This window comes from Paenarthrobacter sp. TAF1, from assembly GCF_052113825.1.
Lineage (GTDB): Bacteria > Actinomycetota > Actinomycetes > Actinomycetales > Micrococcaceae > Arthrobacter > Arthrobacter nicotinovorans.
Genome location: NZ_JBFRDO010000004.1, coordinates 155,183 through 178,709, shown reverse-complemented (window position 1 = coordinate 178,709; position 23,527 = coordinate 155,183). Strand labels below are relative to the sequence as shown.

The following is a 23,527-nucleotide window of genomic DNA, read 5'->3' as shown; positions in this document are numbered from 1 at the left end:
GGCCCTTATTACGCGACACGCCCCCGAAAGCCCCGTAATGCTGGCCTACCCGTGCGTATAGTCGAGTGGCCGGTGCTCTCACTTCCCCCATCGAAAGCCCGCGCTCCGGCTGTTGGACTGGGCGACTCATGTCATGTCCGGCGGGGTACTAAGGGCCATGATCAGATTTGAGAATGTCACCAAGGTCTACGAGCAGAATGCCCGACCGGCGCTCGATTCTGTCAGCCTTGAGATCAACCGAGGCGAATTTACGTTCCTTGTGGGCGCCTCTGGTTCGGGCAAATCCACTTTCCTGCGGTTGATCCTCAAGGAAGACAAGGCCTCAGCCGGATCCGTGTACGTTGCCGGCCAGAATGTCGCCAACATTTCGAGTTGGCGTGTGCCCAAGCTGCGCCGTGGGATTGGCGTGGTGTTCCAGGATTTCCGCCTGCTGCCGCAAAAGAACGTTTTCGCCAACGTTGCCTTCGCCATGCAGGTCATCGGGAAGAGCCGCTCCATTATTCGCGAAACGGTCCCCGAGGTCTTGAAGACCGTGGGCCTTGAAGGCAAGGAACGGCGCATGCCGCACGAGCTTTCCGGTGGCGAGCAGCAGCGCGTGGCGATCGCGCGCGCCGTCGTCAACCGTCCGGGAATCCTCCTTGCCGACGAACCGACCGGAAACCTGGACCCTATTACCTCGATGGGAATCATGGGCGTCCTGGACAAGATCAACCAGAACGGCACCACTGTGGTCATGGCCACCCACGATGACGACATTGTCAACGAAATGCGCCGCCGCGTTGTGGAGCTCAAAAACGGAAAGGTCATTCGCGACGAAGCGAAGGCCCTGTACACGTCAATGATTCCGGTAGTCGGCGAATCGCGCCGGCTGCGGGACGCCAGCGGCGAAGAACTCGACCGCGCGCAGGGGGCACAGCTGTGAGGCTCCTTTTCATCCTCGGGGAAATCGGCAGTGGTCTGCGCCGAAACCTGTCCATGGTTATTTCCGTTGTGCTCGTGACCTTTGTTTCGCTGACCTTTGTTGGTGCGGCGGGAATGCTGCAGATGCAGATCAACCAGATGAAGGGCTACTGGTACGACAAAGTCCAGGTGGCGGTCTTCCTCTGCAACGACGGTTCGACGGCGGTCGGCTGCGCGTCGGGACCGGCGACGAAGGAGCAGCAGGAAAACCTCCAGGCCATGTTGGAGTCTCCTGCGGTGAAGCAGTACATCAACGATTTCCAGTTCGAATCCCAGGCCGAGGCGTACAAGCACTTCAAGGAACAGTTCTCGAACTCTCCGATCGTTGATTCGGTATCAGAGGACCAGTTGCCGGCCTCATTCCGTATCAACATGAAGAACCCGGAAAAGTACCAGATCATCAGCGAGACGTTCTCCTCCCAGCCAGGGGTTGAAACAGTCAGCGACCAGAGACAGGTCCTGGAACGGATCTTCTCGTGGATGAACGGAGCCTCGGTAGCGGCTGTCGGCGTGGCCGCGGTGATGATTTTCTGCGCGGTCCTCCTGATAACCACCACCATTCGGCTATCGGCCTTCAGCCGACGGCGGGAGACGGGCATCATGCGGCTGGTAGGTGCTTCAAAGACGGTGATTCAGCTGCCGTTCATCCTTGAAGGTGTCATAGCCGCCGTCGTTGGAGCGGTTTTGGCCTCTGTTACCCTGTGGCTGATGGCGCACTTCTGGCTCAACGGCGACCTGTCACGGCAATTCCTGAATACTCCGTTTATCTCCTCCACCCAAGTCCTGGTGATCGCCCCTGTGCTCATCGCCCTGGGCGCGGGCCTGGCGGGGATCTCGTCGCTGTTGACTCTCCGGCGATACCTGAAGGTTTAGCCATGAAGGCCATGCCCCTCGGACTTACCACTGCTGCAAGCGAAAAGGATTCCTGATGACCACGTTGGACCCGAACTCCCTGCGTCGGCGCTTTGCGTCGGGCCAGGCTCGGATGCTGGGTGCCGTCCTCGCCGTCGGGCTGGCTGTCAGTCTCCTGTCGGGAGCGCCTGCAGCGCATGCGGACAACCTCGAAGACCAGCAGGCCGCACTGGAAGCAGAGGCCGCACGGGTCCAGGCATCCTTGGAGTTCGTCGACTCGAATATTGCGAAAGCCGCCGGCGATCTTGTGATCTACCAGGGCCGCCTTCCCGGCGCCCAGCAGGCTTTGCTTGAAGCGCAGGGCCGCGTCGCGAGTGCCGTCAAGGAAGTGGAGGCTTTGGCCGCCAGGGTGGAACTCGCCCAGCAGAACAAGGCCAAGATTACCGAGCAGCTGGAAAACGACAAGCAGAAGATCACCGATACCAAGAAGCTGATCGGGCAGATCGCGTCGCAGGCCTACAAGTCCGGCGGCGTGCCCACGAATGTCGCCCTTTTGTTCGGTTCCAGCGAGTCCGGCAACCTGACCGAGTCCATGGATCTCGCTGACCAGGCCATGCGAAGCCAGAACGCGGCCATGACCAAACTGACCCAGCAGAACGCCACCAACGTGAATTCACAAGCGCGACTGGTGGCGGTCGAGGAAGAAATCCAGGATCTTAAGGCCAAGGCAGACGCGGCACTTGAGCGGGAGAAATCAGCACGGGACGAGGCAGCCAGCAAGAAGGCTGAAGTGGACAAGCTGATCGAGGACACCACGCGCCTCAACGGACAGTTGCAAGCGGCCAAGCCGGGGATTGAAGCGAACCTCGCGCGGGTCAAGGCGGAACAGGACACTGTTGCTGCCGAGATCGTCGAGCGTGACCGCAAACTGCGGGAAGCCTGGGAAGCGGAGCAGCGCCGGCTCGCCGCCGAAGCAGAAGCCGCGGCCGCTGCGGCAGCCGCTGCCGCAGGACGCCCGGCACCTCCTGAAGCTCCTTATGTTCCGCCGGCTGCCGGTTCGCCGTCGGCGTTCGGCCTGCGCCATCCCTTCGCCAGCTATGTTCCGATCACCTCGGGCTTCGGATGGCGCGCGACGCCGCCCGGCACCATCGACTTCTACGGCACCGGCGGTTACATGCACACCGGCATCGACTTCGGCGCCCCGTGCGGGACTCCCGTTTACGCCGCAGCCGCAGGTGAGGTCTTCAACTCAGGCTGGAACTCTGCCGACGGCGGTGGATGGCGCGTCAAGCTGTCCCACGGTGTGGTGCAAGGCAACTCGCTGACCACGATTTACTACCACAACAGCAGCATCGTGGTGGCGAACGGGCAGAGGGTCGCGCAGGGCCAGCTCATTGCTTACTCGGGCAGCACGGGTAACTCCACAGGCTGCCACGCGCACTTCGAAACTTGGCTGAACGGTACAGCGGTGGATCCCATGACCCTTCTCTAGGGTCCGGGAAACGGCCCGCTCTGGCGTACACTGGTTCAAATCCGCAACTAACAAGGAGTTCTACCGTGCCCAAGGAAAGTGGCCGTAAGGTAGTGGCCACCAATCGGAAGGCCCGGCACAACTACCTCATCCTGGATACCTACGAGGCCGGCATCGCGCTGATGGGGACAGAAGTGAAGTCCCTCCGCGAAGGCCACGCTTCAATGGTTGACGGGTTCTGCACCTTCTACAACGACGAGTTGTGGATGGAAGGTATCCATATCCCCGAGTACCACCAGGGGAGCTGGACCAACCATGCCGCGCGCCGGCGTCGTAAGCTCCTGTTGCACCGCGATGAACTGGACAAGATCTCGCAGAAGATCCGCGAGTCCGGCTTCACGGTAGTTCCGCTGCAGTTGTATTTCCTGGACGGACGGGCAAAGGTGGAGATCGCCATCGCCCGCGGTAAAAAGGACTACGACAAGAGGCAGACCCTCCGTGAGCAGCAGGACAAGCGTGAATCGCTCCGTGAGCTGCGTGAACGCAACCGCCGGTAGGCACGTGGGTGTACCAGGGGGAATTACTTGCCTGCTGGATGCGTTATGATGAGTAGTCCGACAGGAGATTAACCCTTCTGTCGGGTTTGGTAACAAAATACGGGGATGATCGGTTTCGACGATGTTAGTCGCGACAGGTGAAGCGGGCCGAGGATGCAGAATTATCTCGTAAACGCTGTCTGCAAACCAATAAGTGCCGAATCTAAGCGCACTGACTTCGCTCTCGCTGCCTAAGCAGTAAGACAGTCCGTCAGCCCGGGGTTGCTATCGCCCCGGTTCCTGGCGTCATTTAGATAGCCACTGCTGTTTGCCTTCGTCATTGAGGTAAACGGGACTCTTAGATGACTGGGCCCGGATCAGCTACCTGTTTGCAGGATGGCTGGGGCCGAGAAAATCCGACGCAAACTGCGCCCGGAGAAGCCCTGACAACACGACATCGGACGGGGGTTCAATTCCCCCCATCTCCACTATAGTTAGCCCCGRAATCCCCGCGATTCCGGGGTTTTCTTTTTGCCTGTTGGCCAGAACCCCAATTTTGTTGGCGAGAATCAGGACGGATGGGGGATCGTGTTGGCAGAGCGCGAAGACAGAACAGAACAGCCCGAACGTTCGGGGGAGAGCGGCGAGGACCCTGTGGCCAGCGTCATCGCGTTCCTTGAAGCCCGACTCGTTGAGGATGAAAAGCTGGCGGTAGCCGCTTCCGTGAGTCGTGACGGTCGGGCATTCGAAGATGAATGGGAGTACTCCGCGCACGTCGTTGGGGGTGACAGCTACGCGACTCCAGCGCACCATCGACTGATGAATGCATGGTGGCCCGGGAGAGTGCTTGCCGAGTGCGCGGCGAAAAAGGCGATCCTGGATCTCTATGCAGTCCACCGCGAGATTCGTGACTCGCGACGTTCACCTCGCGCCCGTGCCGCGGAAGATGCGAATGCGACGCAGGGTCGACTCACCCAAGAGGCTCGGACGCGTGTTGTGGAAGATACTCTTCGTGCTCTCGCTGCCGTCTACGCAGACCACCCCGACTACCAGCAGGAGTGGGTCCGTGGCTAGCATCCGAACGCGTACACGCCCTGACGGCACGATCACGTCCTACACCGTCAACTGGCGCGAACCCGGCGGGAAGCTCGACACACGAACGTAATCAGTCAAGGAGTACGGACAGACGGAAGCGCGGGACAAAGCAAACGAGCTCAAAGCCTTTTTGACGCGAACGGCAACACCTTTGACATCGCAGCCAAAGCCAAGACGCGCAAGGACTCCACTGCGCCGACGGGTTCGGAAGTCGTTGTCCGGCACCTTGACCTGCTCCGGAAACCTCAGCCCGGCACCATAGCAAAGTACCGTCGCATGGCCGCCGGCCACATCGACCCAAGCGACCTCGGCAAGACGCCCGTGGACAAAGTAACCAACGCTGCCGTCATTGACTGGTTGGACGGGCTCACAGTCCTTTCGCGCGCAAACCAACCAACAGGCCAGCCGCTCGGGCGCAAGACCAAGCAGAACATCCACGCGTTGCTGTCGGCTGCGTTCGTGACGGCCATGGACCTCGAACTGATGCAACGGAACCCGGCCAAGGGTGTGGCCGAGGCTGACCTGAACGAAGCCCGAGAAGCCGTCTCCCTGTCGCCGGACGATCTGGCGCTACTGGCCGAGAGGATCCAACCGCACTACTCGCTCTTCATCCGCTTCATTAGCGGCACCGGTCTCCGCTATTCCGAAGCTACAGCACTCCGGAAACGTGACATAGCCTTCCGCGAAGGACGCGCCGCCGTCCGAGTCGAACGCGCATGGAAGGCCACGGACAGTGGTGAAGAGATCGGACCGCCTAAGACAAAGAAGGCGAAGCGGACGGTCACTTGCAACGTCACGCTCTCGGCAGACCTTGCCGAGCACGTGAAACCTCTCGGGTTAGATGAGTTCGTGTTCYGGCAACCTGACGGCGAGTACGTCCGAAACTCTCGGTTCCACAAGTCCGTCTGGCAGCCGCTCATGGCCGAACTTCTCGATGACGGCAGCCTTGACAGGAAGCCTTGGATTCACGAAATCCGGCACGCGCACACAACTCACCTGCTGGACGCCAACGTGCCAGTGCACGTCGTGCAAGCCCGGCTAGGGCACGAAGACCCGCAGACCACACTCCGCGTATACGCGAGGCTGTCCAAAGCGTCAGATGCCGCGGCGGCTGACGCGCTAGGGTAAGCCCAGGTGTCGCTGAGGGTTGAACGTGGCAGCGATCTGAAGGACCATGGTCTCTACCGACTGCTGTCCAGGCTCGTCGTCGACATATCCATCGCCCATCTGGCAGAAGTAAGCCCCGTTTTCTGGGTCGACCAAGCCCCGGTAGGAGCCTCTGCCGGACCCCTCAAAGATCCACCAAGCGGGTCCACCTGCGCCGTCGGGAACTGCCCTCCATGCTGCCGAGCTTGAATCGCCCAAAGTCAGCGTTATCTCATTGGCTGCCATAGCTGTCGCCGTCCTTCTTTGTGGGTGGCACTTCTTCACGCGCCGCCACTAGCACAATGATCCGCCTGACCAGTGCATTGACCGTGATATCTGGCGCCCCGGGCGTGTCGTGCGCAAGGGGTGTTCTGCAGACGGCGATCCGCGTCTGCGCGGAATCTAAAGGAATCCACCTCAGCGCCGGCGCGGCGGACTTTGGTATGAGGTCGGAGAAGGAAGAAAGCCCCGGACCTGTTCAGATCAGGTCCGGGGCCTTCTTCATACGTTACGGAATTTGCTGCTGCCACTCGTTCCATTCGAGAGAAAAGGATGAGTCTCCGGCAAGCAGGCGGTCCGCAACCGCTTCCGAGTAGACCTCTCTAAGGCGCCAGTATCGACTGTTGCCTGTACCTCCACCCCATAGGCCTGCCAATCTAAAGTATTCGGCCATTGGGCGAAAAGAAGGGTTCTCCCAAGCAAGGACTTGGAAAATTATGGCGACCGCTACACCTATCGGGTTTCGTTGGATCTGAGGATGGTCCGTCGTTCTACCAAAGTAAGTAGTGGCCGGGCCGCCTTCCTCATCAAGCCCGAAGTTGCGTTTATAGTCCGTCCATCGGTCGCCCATGGTGGTCCTCCCCATCAGGGGCACTTTCACCAACAGCCATGCACCCAAGTCTGCGACACACACTAAATCCAGCAAATCACGCGGTTGAGCAGCTGCGGCGGCATCCTGCTCTAGGGCACCTTTAACGTGTCGCAAAGGAGTGGAAGCAGGAGATTTCCACGCATGGCTGTGGGCGAGAACGCCGTACATCGGCGATCCGGTCAATTCTCTGTGTGGGGTTCCTTCGCGAGGCGAACTCAGCTTCCGGAGAGCCGCAGCAGTTTTCGCCGCAGTCGATAGGTGAGATCTCTTCAGCGTCGTTTTGCACTCGAAAACAGCGGCAACGCCGCTTACCAAGTACATCTTCTTGTGAATCAGCCGTGGCGGGTACGACGGCTTCAGGACTATGAGATCTACCTGTGGGCTGGCTCGACCATCAGCGCCCAAGATCCTGCCCTTGGTCACAACCGTATAGGAATCGGGCAACCAGGACCTCAGCAGTTGGGCCCAGTTCTCTTCGCCTTCATCGCCGGCTGTTCCAGGATCTTCTGTGGCTCTGGCGAAAATCCGTGCATACTCGGATGCCATCTCGTTCAGATCTTGGTTTAGAAAGACTTCCAGATCGTGCCCGGGCATAGGATCATGCCGTTCTATGAAGCCGTCGTCTGGTTCTGCATTTTTTGCGGTTGCCATCTCCGGATATTACCTGCAGGACCAGATAGCTGGGCGCCAGAAATCGATCCTCCTGCCTTGTGCCATATGGGGTAGATCATGCGTCTATGGGGTTTTCTAGTCCAAGGACGGTTTACGATCATGTCTATGCCCACAGGTAAACAGCCGGAAGCAGGCCCGTTCGCGCGCGCCGTCTCGGCCGAGTTCCGGGCGGTCATGGCGCATAAGCAGGTGAGCGGCCCACAACTGGCGAAAGCCAGCAAGATCTCCCAGAGCTACCTGTCCAGGCGACTTCGGAATGAAGTTGCTTTCACAGCGAATGACATTGAGGCGATCTGCAAGGCGTTGAAGGTCAGCCTGTTCGGCGTCCTGCAGGCGGCCGTGAAGTCGATGGCCAGCAACCAGATGAGACGACCTGAGCAGTAACAGCCAGACGAAAAATGAGCCCCACCCTCGGCAATGAGGATGGGGCTTTTTTTGCGCCAACTTTTGTTGGCTGCGCCAACATGGGACTGAACGGGTGAGATTCAGGATACGCAAGAACCGCGAGATTCTGCGGCAGTCGGATCGAACTGATGTGCCGAAATATAGCCGTACGGGTTTTCAATTCCCCCCCATCTCCACCTCTGGGAAAGCCCCTGGACCCTCGCGGTCCGGGGGCTTTCCTGTGCCCCGAACCGGATGCGTTCACCTAAGGCGTACTGCGGCAAGGACTACCTGCATTCCGATGATCGTTGAAGTGGATAGGCGCATCGCCCGGCAGGCGGCGGAAGGCGCCGGAGGCAGCGGGAGGCACAAAATGAGCATGGAGCCGGAATTCGATCAGGATCCGGATGAGCAGCAAGCCTTGGACGCCTACTCACAAGTGGTTATCCGGGTGGCCGAGTCCGTGACACCCCATGTCGCCGCCATCGAAATGATGAGCACAGGCCGCAGGGGCCAGGTCCGGGTCGGCAGCGGGTCCGCAGTGGTCTTCACCGCTGATGGATACATGCTGACCAACGCCCACGTGGTGGCCGGCCTCCAGTCCGGCAGGGCCGTCTTTGCCGATGGCAAGCATACTGACGTGGAGCTGGTGGGCGCAGATCCGTTGTCTGACCTGGCCGTAGTCCGCGGCTTGAAATCCACACCGCCGCCGGCCCTGCTGGGCGACGCCGATTCCCTGCGGGTAGGTCAACTGGTGGTCGCCGTGGGCAATCCCCTGGGGTTGTCCGGCTCTGTCACCGCCGGCGTGGTGAGCGGCCTGGGAAGATCCATCCCTGTCCGTGCAGGCGAGCACAGGAGGGTCATCGAGGACGTCATCCAAACCGATGCAGCGCTGAACCCGGGAAACTCCGGAGGTGCACTGGCGGATACCAAGGGACGCATCGTGGGAATCAACACTGCCGTGGCAGGTCTGGGGCTGGGCCTGGCGGTGCCCATCAATACGACAACGCAACGCATCATCGCTTCCCTGCTGAGGGATGGCCGCGTGCGCCGTGCCTATCTGGGCCTGGTGAGCACCCCAATTCCGCTGGATGCAAGCGCAGTGGTGAGGACCGGCCAGAAGGAAGGCCTGAGGGTGGTGGAGGTCATTTCCAATTCGCCCGCCGAGAAGTCCGGTTTACTGGCGGGGGACCTCGTGCTCCGGGCGCAGGGCAGGGCCGTGTCCAGCGCGGAAAGCCTGCAGAAACTGCTGTTCGAGGGTGCTATCGGGCAAGCTTTTCCGCTGACAGTACTACGGGACGGCAAAACTGTTCAGCTCACGGCCTATCCATCGGAAATGGGCCAGCAGTGAAGGTTGCCTAGGCTTTGTTCTCCGGAACATCCACGACGCCGACAAAGCGGCTGCCGACGCCTTCGTACTCGCTCCGGACCTCGCCCAGGAAGAGCTTGGGGAGTTCACTGTTCCGGTGGGTTCCGCAGAAGACGAAGGAAAAGTCCGGCCACCATTTCTTGGGTCGGACTGCCTCGGAATAGCCGCAGACGGCGCAGGTGAGGTGGACCCAGACAGGTCGCTTTCCTGTTCTGTTGGCCCGGGACTGTGCCAGCCAGGCCGGCGGATTGTCCTGAAGGTCGCGGAGCTCGGCTTCGGAGAGTCGGGACGGAATGCCGTGGCGCTGAGCCATTTCCATCGAAATATCAAGGGCCAAAGCGGCATCACGTCTGCTGATCACCATTCAACGATACGGGACTTACGCGGCGTAGGCTGTGCACATGACTGACGCTCCTGTCCTGTTGCCGAGTACACCCCTCCAAAAACGGGTCCTTGTGGTGGCAATCGTGGCGTCGTTCGTTGCCATCCTGGACGGCTTTGTGGTGAATCTCGCACTGCCCGCCATCGGCCGGGAGCTGGGTGGCGGCCTGGTGATACAGCAATGGGTGGTGGACGCGTACCTGCTCACGCTGGGGGCTTTGATTCTGGTGGCGGGGTCTTTGTCAGACCATTTCGGGCGGGCACGGATCCTTGAATGGGGCCTGGCAGGCTTCGCCGTCACGTCGATGCTCTGCGGCTTGGCGTGGAGCGGTGAAGTCCTGGTGGTCTCACGGGCCCTCCAAGGGATCGCAGGTGCGCTCCTGGTGCCAAGTTCGCTGGCCATGATCATCACGTCGTTCTCCGGGCCGGCGCAATCGAAGGCCATCGGCCAGTGGTCAGGATGGACCAGCGCGGCGGCCATTGTTGGTCCGCTGATCGGTGGCGCCGCCGTCGATCTTCTGTCCTGGCGGGTCATCTTCTTCATCAATGTGGTTCCGGCCTTGGCCATCTGGCCCATGCTCGCCGGTCTTCGCGCCTCCGACGCCGCCAGGGACAAGACGAAGCGGATCGACTATCTTGGGGCGTTCCTGGCCATGGTTGCTTTGGGCGGTCCGGTCTTCGCGTTCATCGAGCAGGGACGCATGGGATGGGGGAGTCCGCAGGTGTGGGTGCCTCTGATTCTCGGTGTGCTGGCCATGGTCCTGTTCTTGTTCCACGAGGGCAGGACGCCCGAGCCCATGCTGCCGCTCGGACTGTTCAGGATCCGCAATTTTGCCTGGGGCAACGTCGGCACCTTGGCCATCTATGCCGGAATATCCCTCGGTTTCTTCGTGTTGGGAATCTACTTGCAGCAGGTCGGAGGGCTGGGTGCCACCGTGGCCGGCATGGCTTTGCTCCCGGGCACCGTCATCCTGATGCTGGGAGCCTCATACTTTGGTGGCCTGGCCGGCAAATACGGTCCTCGATGGTTCATGACGATCGGTCCGTTGCTGTGCGGTGTGGGCTTCCTGATGTCCCTGTCCGTGCAGGAGCCCCTCAATTACTGGACGCAGGTGCTGCCCGGCCAGATTGTCTTCGGCCTGGGGTTGGCGACGCTCGTAGCGCCTCTGACGGCCGCGATCCTCGGCGCTGTTCCGCCGACGGAAGCCGGAATCGGCTCTGCCGTCAACAACGCGGTTGCCCGTATCGCAGGCCTGATTTCGATCGCTTTCGCGGGCGTGATCGTGGGACCGGTTTTCACCAGGCAAGGGCTGTACAACGCCTTGGTGGTGACCGCCCTGCTGTTCCTGGCCGGCGCGCTGGCGTCCGCCGTCGGGATCCGTAACCCGCCACGCGAGGCGGCGGCTGCCGCTGAACGGGAACCGGATGCTGCGTCCGACGACGGCGGTCCGGCCGGGCAGCCCGGCTGACCATCCGTGCGGCAAGGGTCAGCTGGCCGGGAGCACGCAGCCTTGGTGGGTGCCGGCACTCTTCACCCACAGCGCGGAGGCGACTTCATCTGCCAGGTCAAACTCCCGACCGGAAGCGCCGCTGCCTATCCGGACCACCAATGCCCCGCCGAAAGGCTTGCGCCCCATGACTTCAACGGGTGCGTCGAGCGCGATGTCCTCTGCGGCAAGGTACCGGAGGAGTTCGGGGTTTTCGTCGCTGATGCGGGTTATGCGGCCCGAGTGGCCCTGGTCGAGTTCGATCATGCGGTACGCATGCGGCAAGTCAACGGCACCGTCCGCTGACGGGATCGGATCGCCGTGGGGGTCCCGCACGGGATGGCCGAGCTTGGCTGACATGCGTTCGATGAAGGTGTCGGACACCGCATGCTCCAGCATCTCGGCCTCGTCGTGGACCTCGTCCCAGCTATAGCCGAGTTCCTCCACCAGGTACGTCTCAATGAGGCGGTGCCTGCGAACCATCGAAAGAGCGAGGCGCATGCCTTCGGAGGTCAAACGGATGGCGCTGTAGGGCTGATGGTCAACGAGGCCTTGGTCCTTGAGCTTTCGCACCATTTCCGACACCGAGGAATTGGCGACCCCGAGCCGCAGGGCAAGCTGTGAGGACGTGATCGGCTTGTCCTGCCACTCCGTATAGGAGTAGATGACCTTGACGTAGTCCTCGATCGAGGAGGAGGGCGTACTGGTCTTCACCCCCCTAGCCTACCGTGGTGTGGCATCGTGGACTTTGTATGCACGCCAGGTCTGCGTCAGGTAGGGCAGCGGCACCGTGTCTCCCGGCGCGTGGCCAAGGTGTTCGTAGAGGTACCACTGGAGGTTGCCCATGACTTTGGCCCGGGTCGCTTCGTTGGCGCGCAGGTAGTAACTGCGCGACTTGGTCAACTCCATGATGTCCTCGGGCGAGAGCGGGTCCTCCCACCTGGTGAGGTGGCGTTCCAGTCCGTGAAACTCCGGGCCGATTACCGGCCGGAATCCCGGCTTGTGGACGTCGCCTGCATGCATGATGCGCGAGAGCCTGTGGACCCAGGGAATTGAGGTGTCCAACTGGTTCCAGATCAGCCCCAGAACCCCTGCGGGGCGCAGGATACGGGCGATCTCCGTGCTCGCGGCAAGGGGCTCGCACCAGTGCCAGGCCTGGGCAACGCTGACGACGTCGAATGCTGAGTCCGCCAGTCCGGTTGCCTCGGCCGTCCCCTCCGTCGCGTGAACATCGGGGTAGGCCTTTCGCAGTTGCGCCAACATATCGGTGGAAGGGTCGACGGCGGCCACCTCAAGTCCGCGTCCGGCCAGGAGTGCCGTGAACTTGCCCGTTCCTGCGCCGAGGTCCGCAGCTGTCGATGCCCCTTCAGATAGGAGCCAATCAACGGAGTCCACAGGATAGCCCGGCCGCACGCGATCGTAGTGCTCTCCGCCATCCTGGAAGCTTTGGCCAAGTTCATGGCGCCGGGAGGCATGGAGTTTGGGTCCGCGGGGACCGGCGGGACCGGGAGTGACTGGAGCGCCGTTCGCTGAGCGCAGGGACACGCAAACTCCTTCACAGGGCCGTTAGAGGTACCCTACGAATTTACCCTCTAGTCGACCGTGCAGGGAGCGGCACCGGCTGTGCCCGGGGTGTTGGGCGCCCACTCGGGGTAGCTGCGGTGGTCGTTGGCCGGTACCCAACGGCCCTCGTCCACCACATAGTCCCAGCCCAGGCCGTTGCGCTTGAGTTCCTCGATGCCTGCCAGCAGCCTGGTGGCGTCCTCCAACCGGGAGCCGACGCCGAAGCTTGCGCGCAGGGAACCCGAAGGCAGTCCCAGCCGCTTGAGCAACGGGTGCGCGCAGAAACGTCCGTCGCGGAGGCCCACTCCGTGTTCGGCCGCCAGATATGCGGCGACCAGTCCGGCGTCGAATCCTTCTACGGAGAAGTTGACCACGCCGATGGTGTCCTCGGAATCGCTGAAGATCCGGTGGACTGTTACGCCGTCGATGGCTTCCAGGCCCTCAACCAGGTAGCTGCGGATGCCCGCTTCGTGTGCGTGCCAGGCGTCCTGGTCGAGGCCGGCGAGCACCTGCGTGGCGCGGGCGAGCGTCGCGGCGCCCAGGACGTTGGGGGAACCGCCCTCGTGCCTCGCCGGACCCGTGGCCCAGCTAACCGAGTCCAAGCGCGCTTCGCGGACAGCGCCGCCACCTGCCAGGTGCGGGATCCCGGCGTCGAGCCAGTCCGGGCGGCCCACTACCACTCCTGCGCCGAACGGCGCATAGAGCTTGTGTCCTGAGAAGACGATGTAGTCGACGTCTGCCTCTGCGATGTTGACGCGGCGGTGCGGAGCGAGCTGGGCTGCATCCACCACGATCCTCGCGCCGTACTCGTGGGCCAGCGCGGCCAGCCGGGCGATCGGCAGGATCTCTCCGGTGACGTTCGAGGCGCCCGTGACGGCGAGCAGGCTGACGCCGCCCAGGGCCAGTTCGGCTTCGATCTTGTCCAGCGTTCCGGCCAGGGTCGGCGCCGCAACCACGCTGCGGTGCGGCACGCCCTGCCACGGCAGCAGATTTGCGTGGTGCTCAATGTCCAAGTACAGGACCTCGCCGGCAAACCCGCCGTCGACCTGCGGGAGGCAGCCGGCCAGCAGGTTCAAGGAGTCCGTGGTGTTCCGGGTAAAGATCACCGAATCGTCTGCACGTCCGCCAACGAAGTCACGGACGATGTTCCGGGAATTCTCGTAGACGGAGGTGCTGATCTGCGAGGCGAAGCCTGCCCCGCGGTGAACGCTGGCGTAGTACGGGAGGACCTCGTTGAGGTAGGCGGAAACAATCGTCAGCGCAGGGGCTGACGCGCCGTAGTCGAGGTTGGCATAGCGGACGTGGCCACCTTGGATCAGAGGCGCCTGAAGCTCCGCGCCCGTGACGGCGGCGAGGGGACGCGCAGCTGCCGATTCGAGGGCGGCTTCGTCAACAAAGGAAGGGATGGTGTTTGCGTTGAACGTGACTGTGCTCATGGGACCTCACTCAAGAGGGACCCCCACAGGGGGATCCGCGCTTGCCGCATCCGTTCCGGACCGGCCGGGTCGTCACCCGGGGCACCCCACCGCGAATGGAGGGTTGCCGGCCAGCAAACCGGGGTTTAGCGCTGGCACTCGTGACCTGTAAAAAAGGCTAAGGCACGTCCGGGGGACGATCCAAAGCCGTGGGGTTTTGTTAAGCGCTTTGTTACGCGGAATGCCAAATCCCAGTTTCCGCGAACAAAAAACGGCGGACGCGCACAAAAGCGGGCGTCCGCCGTCGAAAATTCGGCAATCCGGAGTAGTGCCGGCCTCAGGCTTGGGACTGCAGGAGGTCGTCCAGTCCGGGGTTCAGCCGCTTCAGGACTTCCGAATGCAGGATGGAGTTGGTGGCCAGGGCGTTGCCGCCGAACGGTCCGTCTTCGCCTTCCAGGGAAGTGAAGCGCCCGCCTGCCTCCGTCACGATGGGGACGAGCGCCGCCATGTCGTAGAGGTTCAGCTCCGGTTCGCAGGCGATGTCCACCGCGCCCTCGGCCACGAGGCAGTAGGACCAGAAGTCACCGTAGGCACGTGTGCGCCAGACGTCCTCCGTGAGGTCCATGAATTCGTCCAGATTGCCCCGCTCCTTCCAGCCGGACAGGCTGGAGTAGGACATGGAAGCGTCGGCCAGGCGTGAAACGTTGGACACCTTGAGGCGGGTTGCTGAAGCGAGGGACCGACCCATGTAGGCGCCCATATCCTTGGCTGCCCACCAGCGTTTGCCCAACGCCGGAGCGCTGACCACACCAACGACGGGCTCGCCTTCATCGACGAGCGCGATCAGCGTTGCCCATACTGGAACGCCGCGGACAAAGTTCTTTGTTCCGTCGATGGGATCGATGATCCAGCGCCGCGATCCGTGGCCACTGCTGCCGAACTCTTCACCCAGGACTGCATCACGTGGACGCGAGCGCGACAACTGACCGCGGATAGCCTCCTCCGCAGCCTTGTCGGCATCGGTGACAGGGGTGAGGTCCGGCTTGGTTTCGATCTGCAGGTCCAGGGCCTTGAAGCGATCCATGGTTTGGGCGTCGACGGAATCGGCGAGGACATGGGCCAGGCGCAGGTCGTCGTTGTAGGTGGAAGCGGGTTGGGTCATGGCACCAAACTATCCTGAAATACTGGCGGCGGTGGGGACGTTACCGCTGCACCCTCAGTTTTCCAGTGTCATCAAGTAACCGTGCCGAGCTCTTTCGCTTCTTTGGCCTCCAGGCGCGGGTCCGCGCCCAGCAGGCGACGCAGTGACGCCAGGCGCGCCACCCCTGAAGGGCCCGCATGTCCTTCATTGACCCAGGCGTCCAGCCCGCAGTTCACTGCCGTAGCGTCGTGCTTGCATCCCCGCTCGCATGCTTCGGTGCCGGGTTCGAGGTCCGGGAAGGAATGCAGGATCCGGTCCGGATCCACGTGGGCCAAGCCGAAGGATCGGATACCGGGGGTGTCAATGATCCAGCTGCCCGAGGGGGCATCCGCGAGCTTCAGCGCCAATGCCGAGGACGAAGTGTGCCGGCCACGTCCGGTGACGGCATTCACGCCGCCGGTGGCCCGCTCGGCGCCCGTCAACGCGTTGACCATGGTGGACTTGCCCACACCGGAGTGGCCCAGCATGACGGTCACTTTGCCACCGAGATGTGCGCGGAGCCGGGAAACAGCATCCCTGTCCAAACGGGCCGACAGCCCATCATCGGATCGGGCATCAATGCCGCCGGCTTCAGAATCGGCTGTCCGGCTGATAATCACCGGGAAATCCAGGCTGACGTAGTTGGCCAGCAGTTCAGTGGGATCCTTCACGTCGGCCTTGGTGATCAGCAGCAATGGCTCAATACCGGCGTCGTACGCCGCCACAAGGGCGCGGTCGATGAACCCGGTCCGCGGTTCGGGATTCGCGGCTGCAACAACCACCACCAGCTGGTCGGCGTTGGCCACGACTACCCGCTCGATCGGATCCGTGTCATCGGCGCTGCGGCGAAGGAGGGTCCGGCGTTCTTCCACCCGGACCAGCCGGGCCAGCGTGTCCGGAGACCCGGAAACGTCGCCTACAAGGGCCACGAAGTCACCGGGCACAACAGGGTTGCGCCGGAGTTCGCGGGCGCGTGCGGCGATGATGATGCGTTCGTTGGGGGAGTCTTCGTCAACGATTGCCCGGTACCGCCCGCGGTCCACCGTGATGATCCGTCCGATCACGGCGTCATCGTAACTGGGACGGTCCTTGGTCCGGGGTCGTGATCCTTTTTTGTTGGGACGGATCCGGACATCGGATTCGTCCCAGGAACGTGCGTCGCGGCCCATGGTCAGTTGCCGGCCTCATTCGTGCCGGCGGAGTCAAGCATTCGTGCCCACATCTCCGGGAACTCGGGCATCGTCTTGGATGTTGTGGCGATGTCTTCAACCTGGACGCCGTCGACGGCGAGTCCCAGGATGGCGCCGGCAGTGGCCATTCGGTGGTCTGCGTAACTGTGTACCACTCCGCCATGGAGGGAAGCTGGGCGAATTACCAGGCCATCGGCAGTTTCTTCCGCATCGCCACCAAGGCGGTTGATCTCGGCAACCAAGGCAGCGAGGCGGTCTGTTTCGTGGCCGCGGAGGTGGGCGATGCCCGTCAATCGCGAAGGGCCGGTAGCCAGAGCGCACAGTGCGGCTACAGTCGGCGCGAGCTCGCTGGTTTCGTCGAAATCAGCACCCTTGATCTCATTGCCGCCTGTAACCGTCAGTGTTCCCCCGTCAAGGGTGACGCTTGCGCCCATGGCAGGAAGGATGGTCCGCCAGAGATCGCCCACCTGTGTGGTGCCGGTGGGCCAGTTGGGAATGCGGACAGTGCCGTGCGTTGCCAGGGCGGCGGCCAGGAAGGGGCCGGCGTTTGAGAGATCCTGCTCGATCCGCTGGTCGAAAGCACTGATCCTGCCGGGCGAAACGCGCCAGTGGTTGGGTACGGAGTCATCGACAGTAACGCCCACGCTCCGAAGCGCCTCAACGGTCATGGTGATGTGGTCCAGGCTTGGAACGGGTTTGCCCACGTGCTCCAAGTGCAGGCCTTCGGTGAAGCGGGCGCCTACCAACAGCAACGCCGAGACAAACTGGGAGGAAGCGCTCGCGTCGATGACCAAGTGACCGCCGCGCACCTCGCCGGTGCCTTCCACCGTGAAAGGAAGGGACGACGGCGTCCTGCCGCCTTCGGCTGCGACCGGAACTCCCAGGGCGATCAGTGCCTCGATGATGGTTCCCATGGGACGGTTACGGGCATGGGGATCGCCGTCGAAGACTGTGGCGCCGCTGCGCAGGGCAGCCAGCGGGGGAACGAACCTCATGACGGTACCGGCCAGACCGCAGTCGATGGCTGTCGTTGAGCTCGAAGCAGAGGGGTCCAGGGGAGTGATCTCCAGGTCGGGCCCATAGTCACCGTCACCGGGTACCTCGGTGACGGTGGCACCCAACTGCCGGAGGGCCTGGATCATCAGGGCCGAATCGCGTGAATGCAGCGGAGCCCGGAGCCGCGAAGGACCATCCGCCAAGGCTGCCAGCACCAGGTACCGGTTGGTCAGCGATTTTGAACCTGGGACCGTCACTGTGGCGTCCACGGGCCCTTTGGCATAAGGGGCCGGCCATAGCGGGAGGCTGGCGGCTTTGTCCGGTTCGGTATTGGCGGCGGTGGTACCTGTCATGCTTCCTTATGCTCCAACTGCGTTGTCTACGGCCTTGCGCACTGCTTTGTCTGCCTTCTTGATCTGCTTGCCGGTGACCTTCCTGGCGTCGGCGGCAAGGTGCTCGGCCCGCCAGGCGATGCTCGGACGGCCTTCGGTGTCCACCGACGCCAACAACACGCCGCCGGTAAGTGAGATGTTCTTCAGGAGCTGGGCCTTCCGGGCGGTGCGCCCCTCCTTGGTGCTGATGTCGGCTGAACGCCATTCGACGTAGGAGTTCAGGGCGGACGTCAGCGCGAGCACCGTCGCTGCGAAACGCGAAAGCTTACCCAGTCCGAGCAGGGCTCCGGCGCCGAGCTGGGCTCCACCCAGGACCCGGGCGAGGGTCTTCTCGTCCGCTTTGAAGGGCAGCGATTCAGAGGCTCGTCGAAGGACTGGTGACAGTTGCTTGGCGGTGTCGTCAGCGTTCTTGAGCTTGTCCAGACCTGCAACGACAAAGCTGGATGCGAGCATGGGCCGCGCGAGAAAACGGATAAAAGACATGTTTTGCCTCCTGGGTGGCTTGCCACACTGTTCGATGAGTGTTGTGTTCACGGGGTGCAGTCGGATCTAGTCTTGCACTTTTGCGGAATATTTACCCAGCAGCGGCCGTTGTGAGTTTCAGGTGCGGTGGAGACCGGACTGCGGCACGGCGTTGCCGCTCGCTGAACGGAGTTGGTTTTTTGACTTTGGTGAAGGACCGCATGGTTCTACCGGAGGCCGGGTACGGGGTGCAGCCGGATTCTCCCAAGCTGACAGTAGACTTGGCAACGATGAGCACCATTGAACCGGCCGCAGCGGCCATGTACGAAGCAGCCGACGCGACGGACGACGATAACGCCCCGGCGCCGGCCGCCGTCGATGTTGCAGCGGAGAGCCCGGAGCAGCGGCGCGAGCGTTTTGAGCGCGACGCAATGCAGTACGTCGACCAGTTGTACTCGGCTGCCATGAGGATGGCGCGGAACCCTTCTGACGCGGAGGACCTCGTCCAGGAGGCCTACACCAAGGCCTTTTCAGCGTTCCACCAGTACAAGCCCGGCACCAACCTCAAGGCGTGGCTGTACCGGATCCTGACCAACACCTACATCAACCTCTATCGGAAGCGGCAACGAGAACCGCTGCAGTCCAATTCGGACACGATCGAGGACTGGCAACTGGCCAAAGCCGAGTCGCACACTTCGGCGGGCCTGCGTTCAGCCGAAGCCGAGGCGCTTGACCACCTGCCGGATTCCGACGTCAAAAACGCGTTGCAGGCAATTCCGGAAGAATTCCGGTTGGCTGTCTATTTCGCGGATGTCGAGGGATATGCCTACAAGCAAATCTCGGAGATTATGAATACCCCGATCGGCACTGTCATGTCGCGGTTGCACCGTGGCCGGAAGATGCTGCGGGACATGCTGGCGGACTATGCCGCCGAACGGGGCTTCAAGGCCCACACCGAAGATCAGGCTGCGGCCGGAAGCAACAATCAGGAGAAAGAGAAATGAGCGACTGCCAGGGATTGGGCGATTGCGACGATACGCGAATGCAGCGGATCTATGAGTATCTCGACGGTGCATTGACACGTGAGGACCTCACGGAAATCAAGCAGCACCTGGATACGTGTGAAGAGTGTGCAGAACAGTATGACCTTGAGTGCCTCATCCGCACCATGGTCAAGCGTTCGTGCACCGAATCCGCTCCCGAGAACCTCAAGAATTCCATCCTGGACAGGATTCACTCGATCAAGCCTGTTGACGCCTGATCCGGCCGCCGGCTGGCACGGCCTGGTCTTGTGAGGGTTTAACGCCAAGGGCCCCGGAAACCGCATGGTTTCCGGGGCCCTCGCTCTTAAGCCTGTGACGCTAAGCCGTTGGCTTAGGTGTTGGGACGCTTGCCGTGGTTCGCGCCGCCGCGCTTACGGTCACGACGCTTACGTGCACGCTTGCTCATAGCTGGCCTCCTTCAATGATTGATACTCAATAGAGCTGCCCTCCAGTTTCGCACATCCGGGTGCTGCGCCGCGAACCGGGAGGCGTCCGCGCGGCGGGGCGCTTTGCCTCAGCTCAGTTGTTGAGTGAATTCCTGATGGATATTCGAGCCTGATCCAGGACCGCGCGGACCGTTTCCAGTGCCACTGGCGTCAGCGGGCGGGCAGCCCCGTGTTGACGCAACTCCACGCGGATATCGTCCCGGAAGGCCTGCACCATCAATTCTGCTTCCTTGAGGATGCGCTGGCCTTCCGGTGTGTAGCCCGCCGTCCGACTGCGGAAAGCGGCGGAGGTGGCATTTGTGCGGGCTACTTCCGCCGTAGCGGCAAGATCGGCACGAAGGCCGCGCATGTTGCTGCGAATGTCCTCGCGTAAGTTGTCGGCGAGCCGCCTGACGGAGGCGGAGATGGTGTCTTCGACGTCCGCCAGTTCCTCCCGTCGGCTGTCCAGTTCCGCGCGCCCGGCTGAGGTGATGGAGTATTTCGTGCGCCGGCCCTCGGTCTCTGTAGCGACGAGACCGTCCTCTTCCAGCTTGCCCAGTCGCGGATAGATGGTTCCGGCGCTGGGGGAGTACGTTCCGCCGAAGCGGTCGCCGAGGGCCTTGATCAGTTCGTAGCCGTGCTTGGGACCGGTTTCCAAGAGGGCAAGGAGGTACAGGCGCAGTGCGCCGTGGGCGAAGACGGGAGGCATCAGAGACCAGCTTCCCCTGGCGACTGCCGGCTGTTGTCCGGTGACGGTGCCGAGCCGTGGATGATGTAGGTCTTGCCGGAGACCGTATTGGTGCGGACAAGCATGAGCCGTTCGTCAGGACCAACGATTGTGTGGACATTGCTGCCGGGCTGGGCGTACATCTGGTCATCGATCACTACGGTTCCGCTGGCTGATTTCGCCACGATATCCAGGCCAACGTCGTGGGGGAGCCGGATGGTGAGGTCGCCGGAGACCGAGTTGGCTCCAAAGTCGTTCGTGTAGTCCTGGAGATCGAAGCTGAGGTCGCCACTGACTGTGCTTGCCCGGACGCTTTTGAAGGTGCCCGACGCCGTGACTTCGCCCGAGACGCTCTTGGCGGTCAGGGCGCCGTCGTGGTTCCTGGCGATGACTTCCCCGCTGACGGTGTTCACGTGGAGTTCGCCGTTGGTGCCGTCCGCCATGACGGAACCTGACACAGTGTTCAGGCGCGTGCGGCCGCTGACGCCGGACACCATTCCGTCGCCGCTGACGGTTCCGGCCTCGACGTCGACGCCGGGTGGCAGCGCGATCCCGACCACCACCGAGTTGGTGCTGCTGTTGTTGACGGTCCCCATGAGGTTGCGGAACCAGCCCTGCGGCCCCTGCAGCTGGTGGCGCACTTCCAGGCGCCCGTCCACCAGTGTCACCGTAAGGGGGTCGCCGGTGATTTCGCTGATCTCGATGCGGACAAAGGGTTCGTCGTGGGTCACGACGTCGAATCGGCCCTTCACTATGCCCAGCTTCAGGGAGCGGACGTTATCCACTTCAATGGTTTGCGGGCCCGTCACGGTCCATAGTTCGTCTGACATGATCCCTCCAAGTTGCGATATATCGCGTTGATGAAAACACGATATATCGCGTTTCCCGGCGAATCAAGAGCTCCGGCGAATCAAGAGGTAACGGACCCGGCGTCAGCTCCCGGCTTGGTAGACCTTGCCGATGAGTGACCTCGCGATGGTCACGGCAGGGTCCCGGCCGTCGGCCGCCGGTGCCAGATTTGTCCACACCACGAGGGTCACTCCGTTGACGGGATCGCTGCCCATGAAGGTGTTGAAGCCCGGAAGTTCGCCGGTATGGCCGTAGAGCTTCCCGAACTTCGCTATGCCCCAGCCGTAGGAAGCACGGTCGGGGTTTTCCGGGTTGGTGGGGATGACGCTGTCGAGTCGTTGTTGCTGGAGCCCGGCATCGAGCAGCTTCCCATTAACGAGGGCTTCGCCGAGGATCTTCAAGTCCGTGGTCGTGGAGATTCCGGACCCTGCTGCCCAGGCCCATGACGGATTGACATCAGTAACGTCGTTCGGGGCCAGGGTGCCCGCGGCGGCTTCCTTTTGCATGTCCTCGGGAAGGGCAGGATTGGTCATCGTCAGGACGTTGTCACCGTAGAAATAGCCCTGGGGATGTGGCTCCGGAATGCTGTTGGACGAAATGTCCGGAAAGACCGTTCCCTTTAAGCCGAGGGGCTGGAAAATGCGCTCCTTGAAGAGATCACCGAGTGGCTTTCCTGCGACCTTCTCGGCGATGAGGCCCAGAAGGACCGTGTTCGTGTTGGAATAGTGGAAGCCTTGCCCCGGCGCGAAATATGGCGGATGGGCAAACCCCAGCGCGAGGAGCTCTTCCGGTTTCCACTCCCTGCGCGGTTCTTTATCCATGGCTGAGTTGAGCTCAAGGGTTTCGGTGTAGTTGAACAAGCCGCTCCGCATGGTCAGGAGCTGCTCGAGAGTGATGCCGTCACCATTGGGAACGTCTGGACGGTACTTTGAAACGGGATCACCAAGGGCGAGCTTGCCCTCCTGGACGAGCTGAAGAATGACTGTGGTTGTCCAGGTCTTGGTGACCGAACCCACCCGGATGTGGTCCGCCATTGAGACCGGCCGTTCGGCGCCGCGGGTACCTGTGCCGTAAGACGCAGTGAGGGTTCCCCCGGGAGTTTCCAGCAGCACCATGGCTCCCGGGACAAGGACTTCCTTGGCTGTCCGCTCAAAGTCCGCGCGCAAGCCCTCCGAATCGAAGCGCTGCAGCGCCGTGGGCGCCGATGTTGGAGAAGCAGTGGATGCCGGTGCCGACGCGGCTGTTGAGGACGCGGGGGAGACCGGGGGACCGGAACTGCAGGAAACTGTGGCTGCCACTGCGGCAATTACTGCCGCCGCTGTTGCTGCTCTGACAGAAACCTGCATGTTCCGCGTCATGGCTACTCCGGTTGAGCGATATTAAGCCACTGGAACCAGCCACGGTGCAGGACAAGCCACGCAATCAAGCCGTAGCCGGCCTGGCCCGGTGTTCCCCCATTGGCTGCGAGGTCCGTCCTCCACTGCTCATGATTGAGCAACGGGGAGAACGTGTCAACGTAGTGGTGGTTGCGCCGCGTGGTGACATCGGCAAAAGCTGTGTTGAGTTCAGCAAGACGCTTGTTGCGTGCCGGATCCAAAGTGGGAGGCGGACCAACCACGAAGACCTCCACGCTGCTGTGCGAAGCTCCGTCGAGGATGTTGGCCAGATTCAGCCGGCTCCGCGCTGTGGAAAGGCCAAATTCGAGATCGCGACCTGAAAGTCCGATCACCAGCCGGTTCTCATGGGTATCGCTGAAGCGCCTGCCGGCTTCTTCCTGCCATCGGGCGGCCAGGCCCTCTGTACCTTCCATGGGACAAGGGAGCGGAAAGCTCTCCACCACGACGGAGTCCTGGGGTGTGCGGGCCAGGACTCTACCGAGCCAGCCCAGGGCGCGGGGATCCCCCAGGCCCGCGAGCAGTTCATCTCCAACAGCTGCGATACGCAGCTTCCTGTCTTCCACGGTTACCTCTTCACACTCGTTACGGTCCTTGCACAGTTTCCGGATCATCGGCCGGTTTTGGGACCGGGTACCTGTCCCATTAAACAGAACTGCCCGGCCTG

General features: G+C 62.2%; 25 protein-coding genes, 1 other RNA gene and 1 riboswitch. Of the genes, 12 read left to right on the top strand and 14 right to left on the bottom strand.

The genetic code is table 11. The features are described 5' to 3' along the window. Window positions 1-157 precede the first annotated feature (157 nt). The 7 genes from ftsE to AB4Y81_RS07055 all read left to right on the top strand — a co-directional run bounded on the left by ftsE (window position 158) and on the right by AB4Y81_RS07055 (window position 6,042). Window positions 158-922: a cell division ATP-binding protein FtsE gene (ftsE, locus tag AB4Y81_RS07085; protein ID WP_018776402.1), complete on the top strand. Its 765-nt coding sequence runs from the start codon at window positions 158-160 to the stop codon at window positions 920-922. Beyond that, entirely contained in the window at window positions 919-1,833 is a 915-nt protein-coding gene (gene ftsX, locus AB4Y81_RS07080; protein ID WP_018776401.1) for a permease-like cell division protein FtsX, read from the top strand. The genes ftsE and ftsX overlap by 4 nt, the downstream gene beginning before the upstream one ends. Before the next feature lie 55 nt (window positions 1,834-1,888). Continuing rightward, window positions 1,889-3,304 carry a M23 family metallopeptidase gene (locus tag AB4Y81_RS07075; protein ID WP_018776400.1) on the top strand — a complete coding sequence of 472 codons (1,416 nt, stop codon included), beginning with the start codon at window positions 1,889-1,891 and terminating at the stop codon, window positions 3,302-3,304. A 65-nt stretch (window positions 3,305-3,369) separates the two neighbouring features. Then, a complete protein-coding gene (smpB, locus tag AB4Y81_RS07070; protein WP_018776399.1) occupies window positions 3,370-3,840 on the top strand; it encodes an SsrA-binding protein SmpB in 471 nt (156 codons plus the stop codon). A 101-nt stretch (window positions 3,841-3,941) separates the two neighbouring features. Further along, window positions 3,942-4,310, top strand: a transfer-messenger RNA (tmRNA) gene (gene ssrA, locus AB4Y81_RS07065). A 97-nt stretch (window positions 4,311-4,407) separates the two neighbouring features. After that, window positions 4,408-4,893, top strand: a complete 486-nt coding sequence (locus tag AB4Y81_RS07060) for a DUF6221 family protein (protein WP_441995585.1) — start codon at window positions 4,408-4,410, stop codon at window positions 4,891-4,893. Window positions 4,894-5,190: 297 nt separating this feature from the next. Beyond that, window positions 5,191-6,042, top strand: coding sequence for a tyrosine-type recombinase/integrase (locus AB4Y81_RS07055; RefSeq protein WP_441995584.1), 852 nt, complete (start codon window positions 5,191-5,193; stop codon window positions 6,040-6,042). Between the two features lie 526 nt (window positions 6,043-6,568). On the opposite strand, the gene AB4Y81_RS07050 is transcribed toward AB4Y81_RS07055, so the two are convergent. After that, entirely contained in the window at window positions 6,569-7,582 is a 1,014-nt protein-coding gene (locus AB4Y81_RS07050; RefSeq protein WP_441995583.1) for a DUF6602 domain-containing protein, read from the bottom strand. Between the two features lie 120 nt (window positions 7,583-7,702). On the opposite strand from AB4Y81_RS07050, the gene AB4Y81_RS07045 reads away from it, so the two are divergent. Both AB4Y81_RS07045 and AB4Y81_RS07040 read left to right on the top strand, forming a co-directional pair. Then, complete coding sequence (locus AB4Y81_RS07045; protein ID WP_441995582.1) at window positions 7,703-7,987, top strand: helix-turn-helix domain-containing protein; 285 nt, start codon at window positions 7,703-7,705, stop codon at window positions 7,985-7,987. 379 nt (window positions 7,988-8,366) lie between these two features. Further along, window positions 8,367-9,338, top strand: coding sequence for a S1C family serine protease (locus AB4Y81_RS07040; RefSeq protein ID WP_441995653.1), 972 nt, complete (start codon window positions 8,367-8,369; stop codon window positions 9,336-9,338). 7 nt (window positions 9,339-9,345) lie between these two features. Here the strand turns inward: AB4Y81_RS07040 and AB4Y81_RS07035 are convergent, their stop codons facing one another. Continuing rightward, window positions 9,346-9,720, bottom strand: coding sequence for a hypothetical protein (locus AB4Y81_RS07035; RefSeq protein ID WP_026266935.1), 375 nt, complete (start codon window positions 9,718-9,720; stop codon window positions 9,346-9,348). A 31-nt stretch (window positions 9,721-9,751) separates the two neighbouring features. Here AB4Y81_RS07035 and AB4Y81_RS07030 point away from each other — a divergent pair, with 31 nt between their 5' ends. After that, complete coding sequence (locus tag AB4Y81_RS07030) at window positions 9,752-11,206, top strand: MFS transporter (RefSeq protein ID WP_416428223.1); 1,455 nt, start codon at window positions 9,752-9,754, stop codon at window positions 11,204-11,206. 18 nt (window positions 11,207-11,224) lie between these two features. On the opposite strand, the gene AB4Y81_RS07025 is transcribed toward AB4Y81_RS07030, so the two are convergent. From AB4Y81_RS07025 to AB4Y81_RS06995, 7 genes are all read right to left on the bottom strand, one after another. Continuing rightward, window positions 11,225-11,938: a metal-dependent transcriptional regulator gene (locus tag AB4Y81_RS07025; RefSeq protein WP_416428225.1), complete on the bottom strand. Its 714-nt coding sequence runs from the start codon at window positions 11,936-11,938 to the stop codon at window positions 11,225-11,227. A gap of 9 nt (window positions 11,939-11,947) precedes the next feature. Beyond that, on the bottom strand, window positions 11,948-12,769 hold the full coding sequence (locus AB4Y81_RS07020; protein ID WP_441995581.1) for a class I SAM-dependent methyltransferase: 822 nt from the start codon (window positions 12,767-12,769) through the stop codon (window positions 11,948-11,950). A gap of 47 nt (window positions 12,770-12,816) precedes the next feature. Next, the gene (locus tag AB4Y81_RS07015; RefSeq protein WP_055972057.1) at window positions 12,817-14,223 is read right to left on the bottom strand and encodes an aminotransferase class V-fold PLP-dependent enzyme; all 1,407 of its coding nucleotides are present in this window, start codon (window positions 14,221-14,223) and stop codon (window positions 12,817-12,819) included. Window positions 14,224-14,255: 32 nt separating this feature from the next. Continuing rightward, window positions 14,256-14,369, bottom strand: a riboswitch (SAM riboswitch). Between the two features lie 170 nt (window positions 14,370-14,539). Further along, entirely contained in the window at window positions 14,540-15,364 is an 825-nt protein-coding gene (gene hisN, locus AB4Y81_RS07010; RefSeq protein ID WP_064721722.1) for a histidinol-phosphatase, read from the bottom strand. Window positions 15,365-15,435: 71 nt separating this feature from the next. Further along, on the bottom strand, window positions 15,436-16,551 hold the full coding sequence (gene rsgA / locus AB4Y81_RS07005; protein ID WP_055972060.1) for a ribosome small subunit-dependent GTPase A: 1,116 nt from the start codon (window positions 16,549-16,551) through the stop codon (window positions 15,436-15,438). Window positions 16,552-16,553: 2 nt separating this feature from the next. Beyond that, window positions 16,554-17,921: a 3-phosphoshikimate 1-carboxyvinyltransferase gene (gene aroA, locus AB4Y81_RS07000; RefSeq protein ID WP_441995580.1), complete on the bottom strand. Its 1,368-nt coding sequence runs from the start codon at window positions 17,919-17,921 to the stop codon at window positions 16,554-16,556. A 6-nt stretch (window positions 17,922-17,927) separates the two neighbouring features. Further along, on the bottom strand, window positions 17,928-18,443 hold the full coding sequence (locus AB4Y81_RS06995) for a DoxX family membrane protein (RefSeq protein WP_055972066.1): 516 nt from the start codon (window positions 18,441-18,443) through the stop codon (window positions 17,928-17,930). Window positions 18,444-18,622: 179 nt separating this feature from the next. Here AB4Y81_RS06995 and AB4Y81_RS06990 point away from each other — a divergent pair, with 179 nt between their 5' ends. Then, window positions 18,623-19,426 (top strand): sigma-70 family RNA polymerase sigma factor, encoded by an 804-nt coding sequence (locus AB4Y81_RS06990; RefSeq protein ID WP_018776388.1) that lies wholly within the window; start codon window positions 18,623-18,625, stop codon window positions 19,424-19,426. Then, entirely contained in the window at window positions 19,423-19,683 is a 261-nt protein-coding gene (gene rsrA / locus AB4Y81_RS06985; RefSeq protein WP_018776387.1) for a mycothiol system anti-sigma-R factor, read from the top strand. Before AB4Y81_RS06990 ends, rsrA begins: the two co-directional genes overlap by 4 nt. A 113-nt stretch (window positions 19,684-19,796) precedes the next feature. Here the strand turns inward: rsrA and AB4Y81_RS06980 are convergent, their stop codons facing one another. From AB4Y81_RS06980 to AB4Y81_RS06960, 5 genes are all read right to left on the bottom strand, one after another. Further along, window positions 19,797-19,871: a 50S ribosomal protein bL37 gene (locus AB4Y81_RS06980; protein WP_369299106.1), complete on the bottom strand. Its 75-nt coding sequence runs from the start codon at window positions 19,869-19,871 to the stop codon at window positions 19,797-19,799. 113 nt (window positions 19,872-19,984) lie between these two features. Beyond that, complete coding sequence (locus AB4Y81_RS06975) at window positions 19,985-20,599, bottom strand: PadR family transcriptional regulator (RefSeq protein ID WP_189075161.1); 615 nt, start codon at window positions 20,597-20,599, stop codon at window positions 19,985-19,987. Next, a complete protein-coding gene (locus AB4Y81_RS06970; RefSeq protein ID WP_441995579.1) occupies window positions 20,599-21,447 on the bottom strand; it encodes a DUF4097 family beta strand repeat-containing protein in 849 nt (282 codons plus the stop codon). The genes AB4Y81_RS06975 and AB4Y81_RS06970 overlap by 1 nt, the downstream gene beginning before the upstream one ends. A gap of 102 nt (window positions 21,448-21,549) precedes the next feature. Then, entirely contained in the window at window positions 21,550-22,824 is a 1,275-nt protein-coding gene (locus AB4Y81_RS06965; RefSeq protein WP_189075160.1) for a serine hydrolase domain-containing protein, read from the bottom strand. A 2-nt stretch (window positions 22,825-22,826) separates the two neighbouring features. After that, window positions 22,827-23,474, bottom strand: coding sequence for a GDSL-type esterase/lipase family protein (locus AB4Y81_RS06960; protein WP_018776382.1), 648 nt, complete (start codon window positions 23,472-23,474; stop codon window positions 22,827-22,829). Window positions 23,475-23,527: the final 53 nt, after the last annotated feature.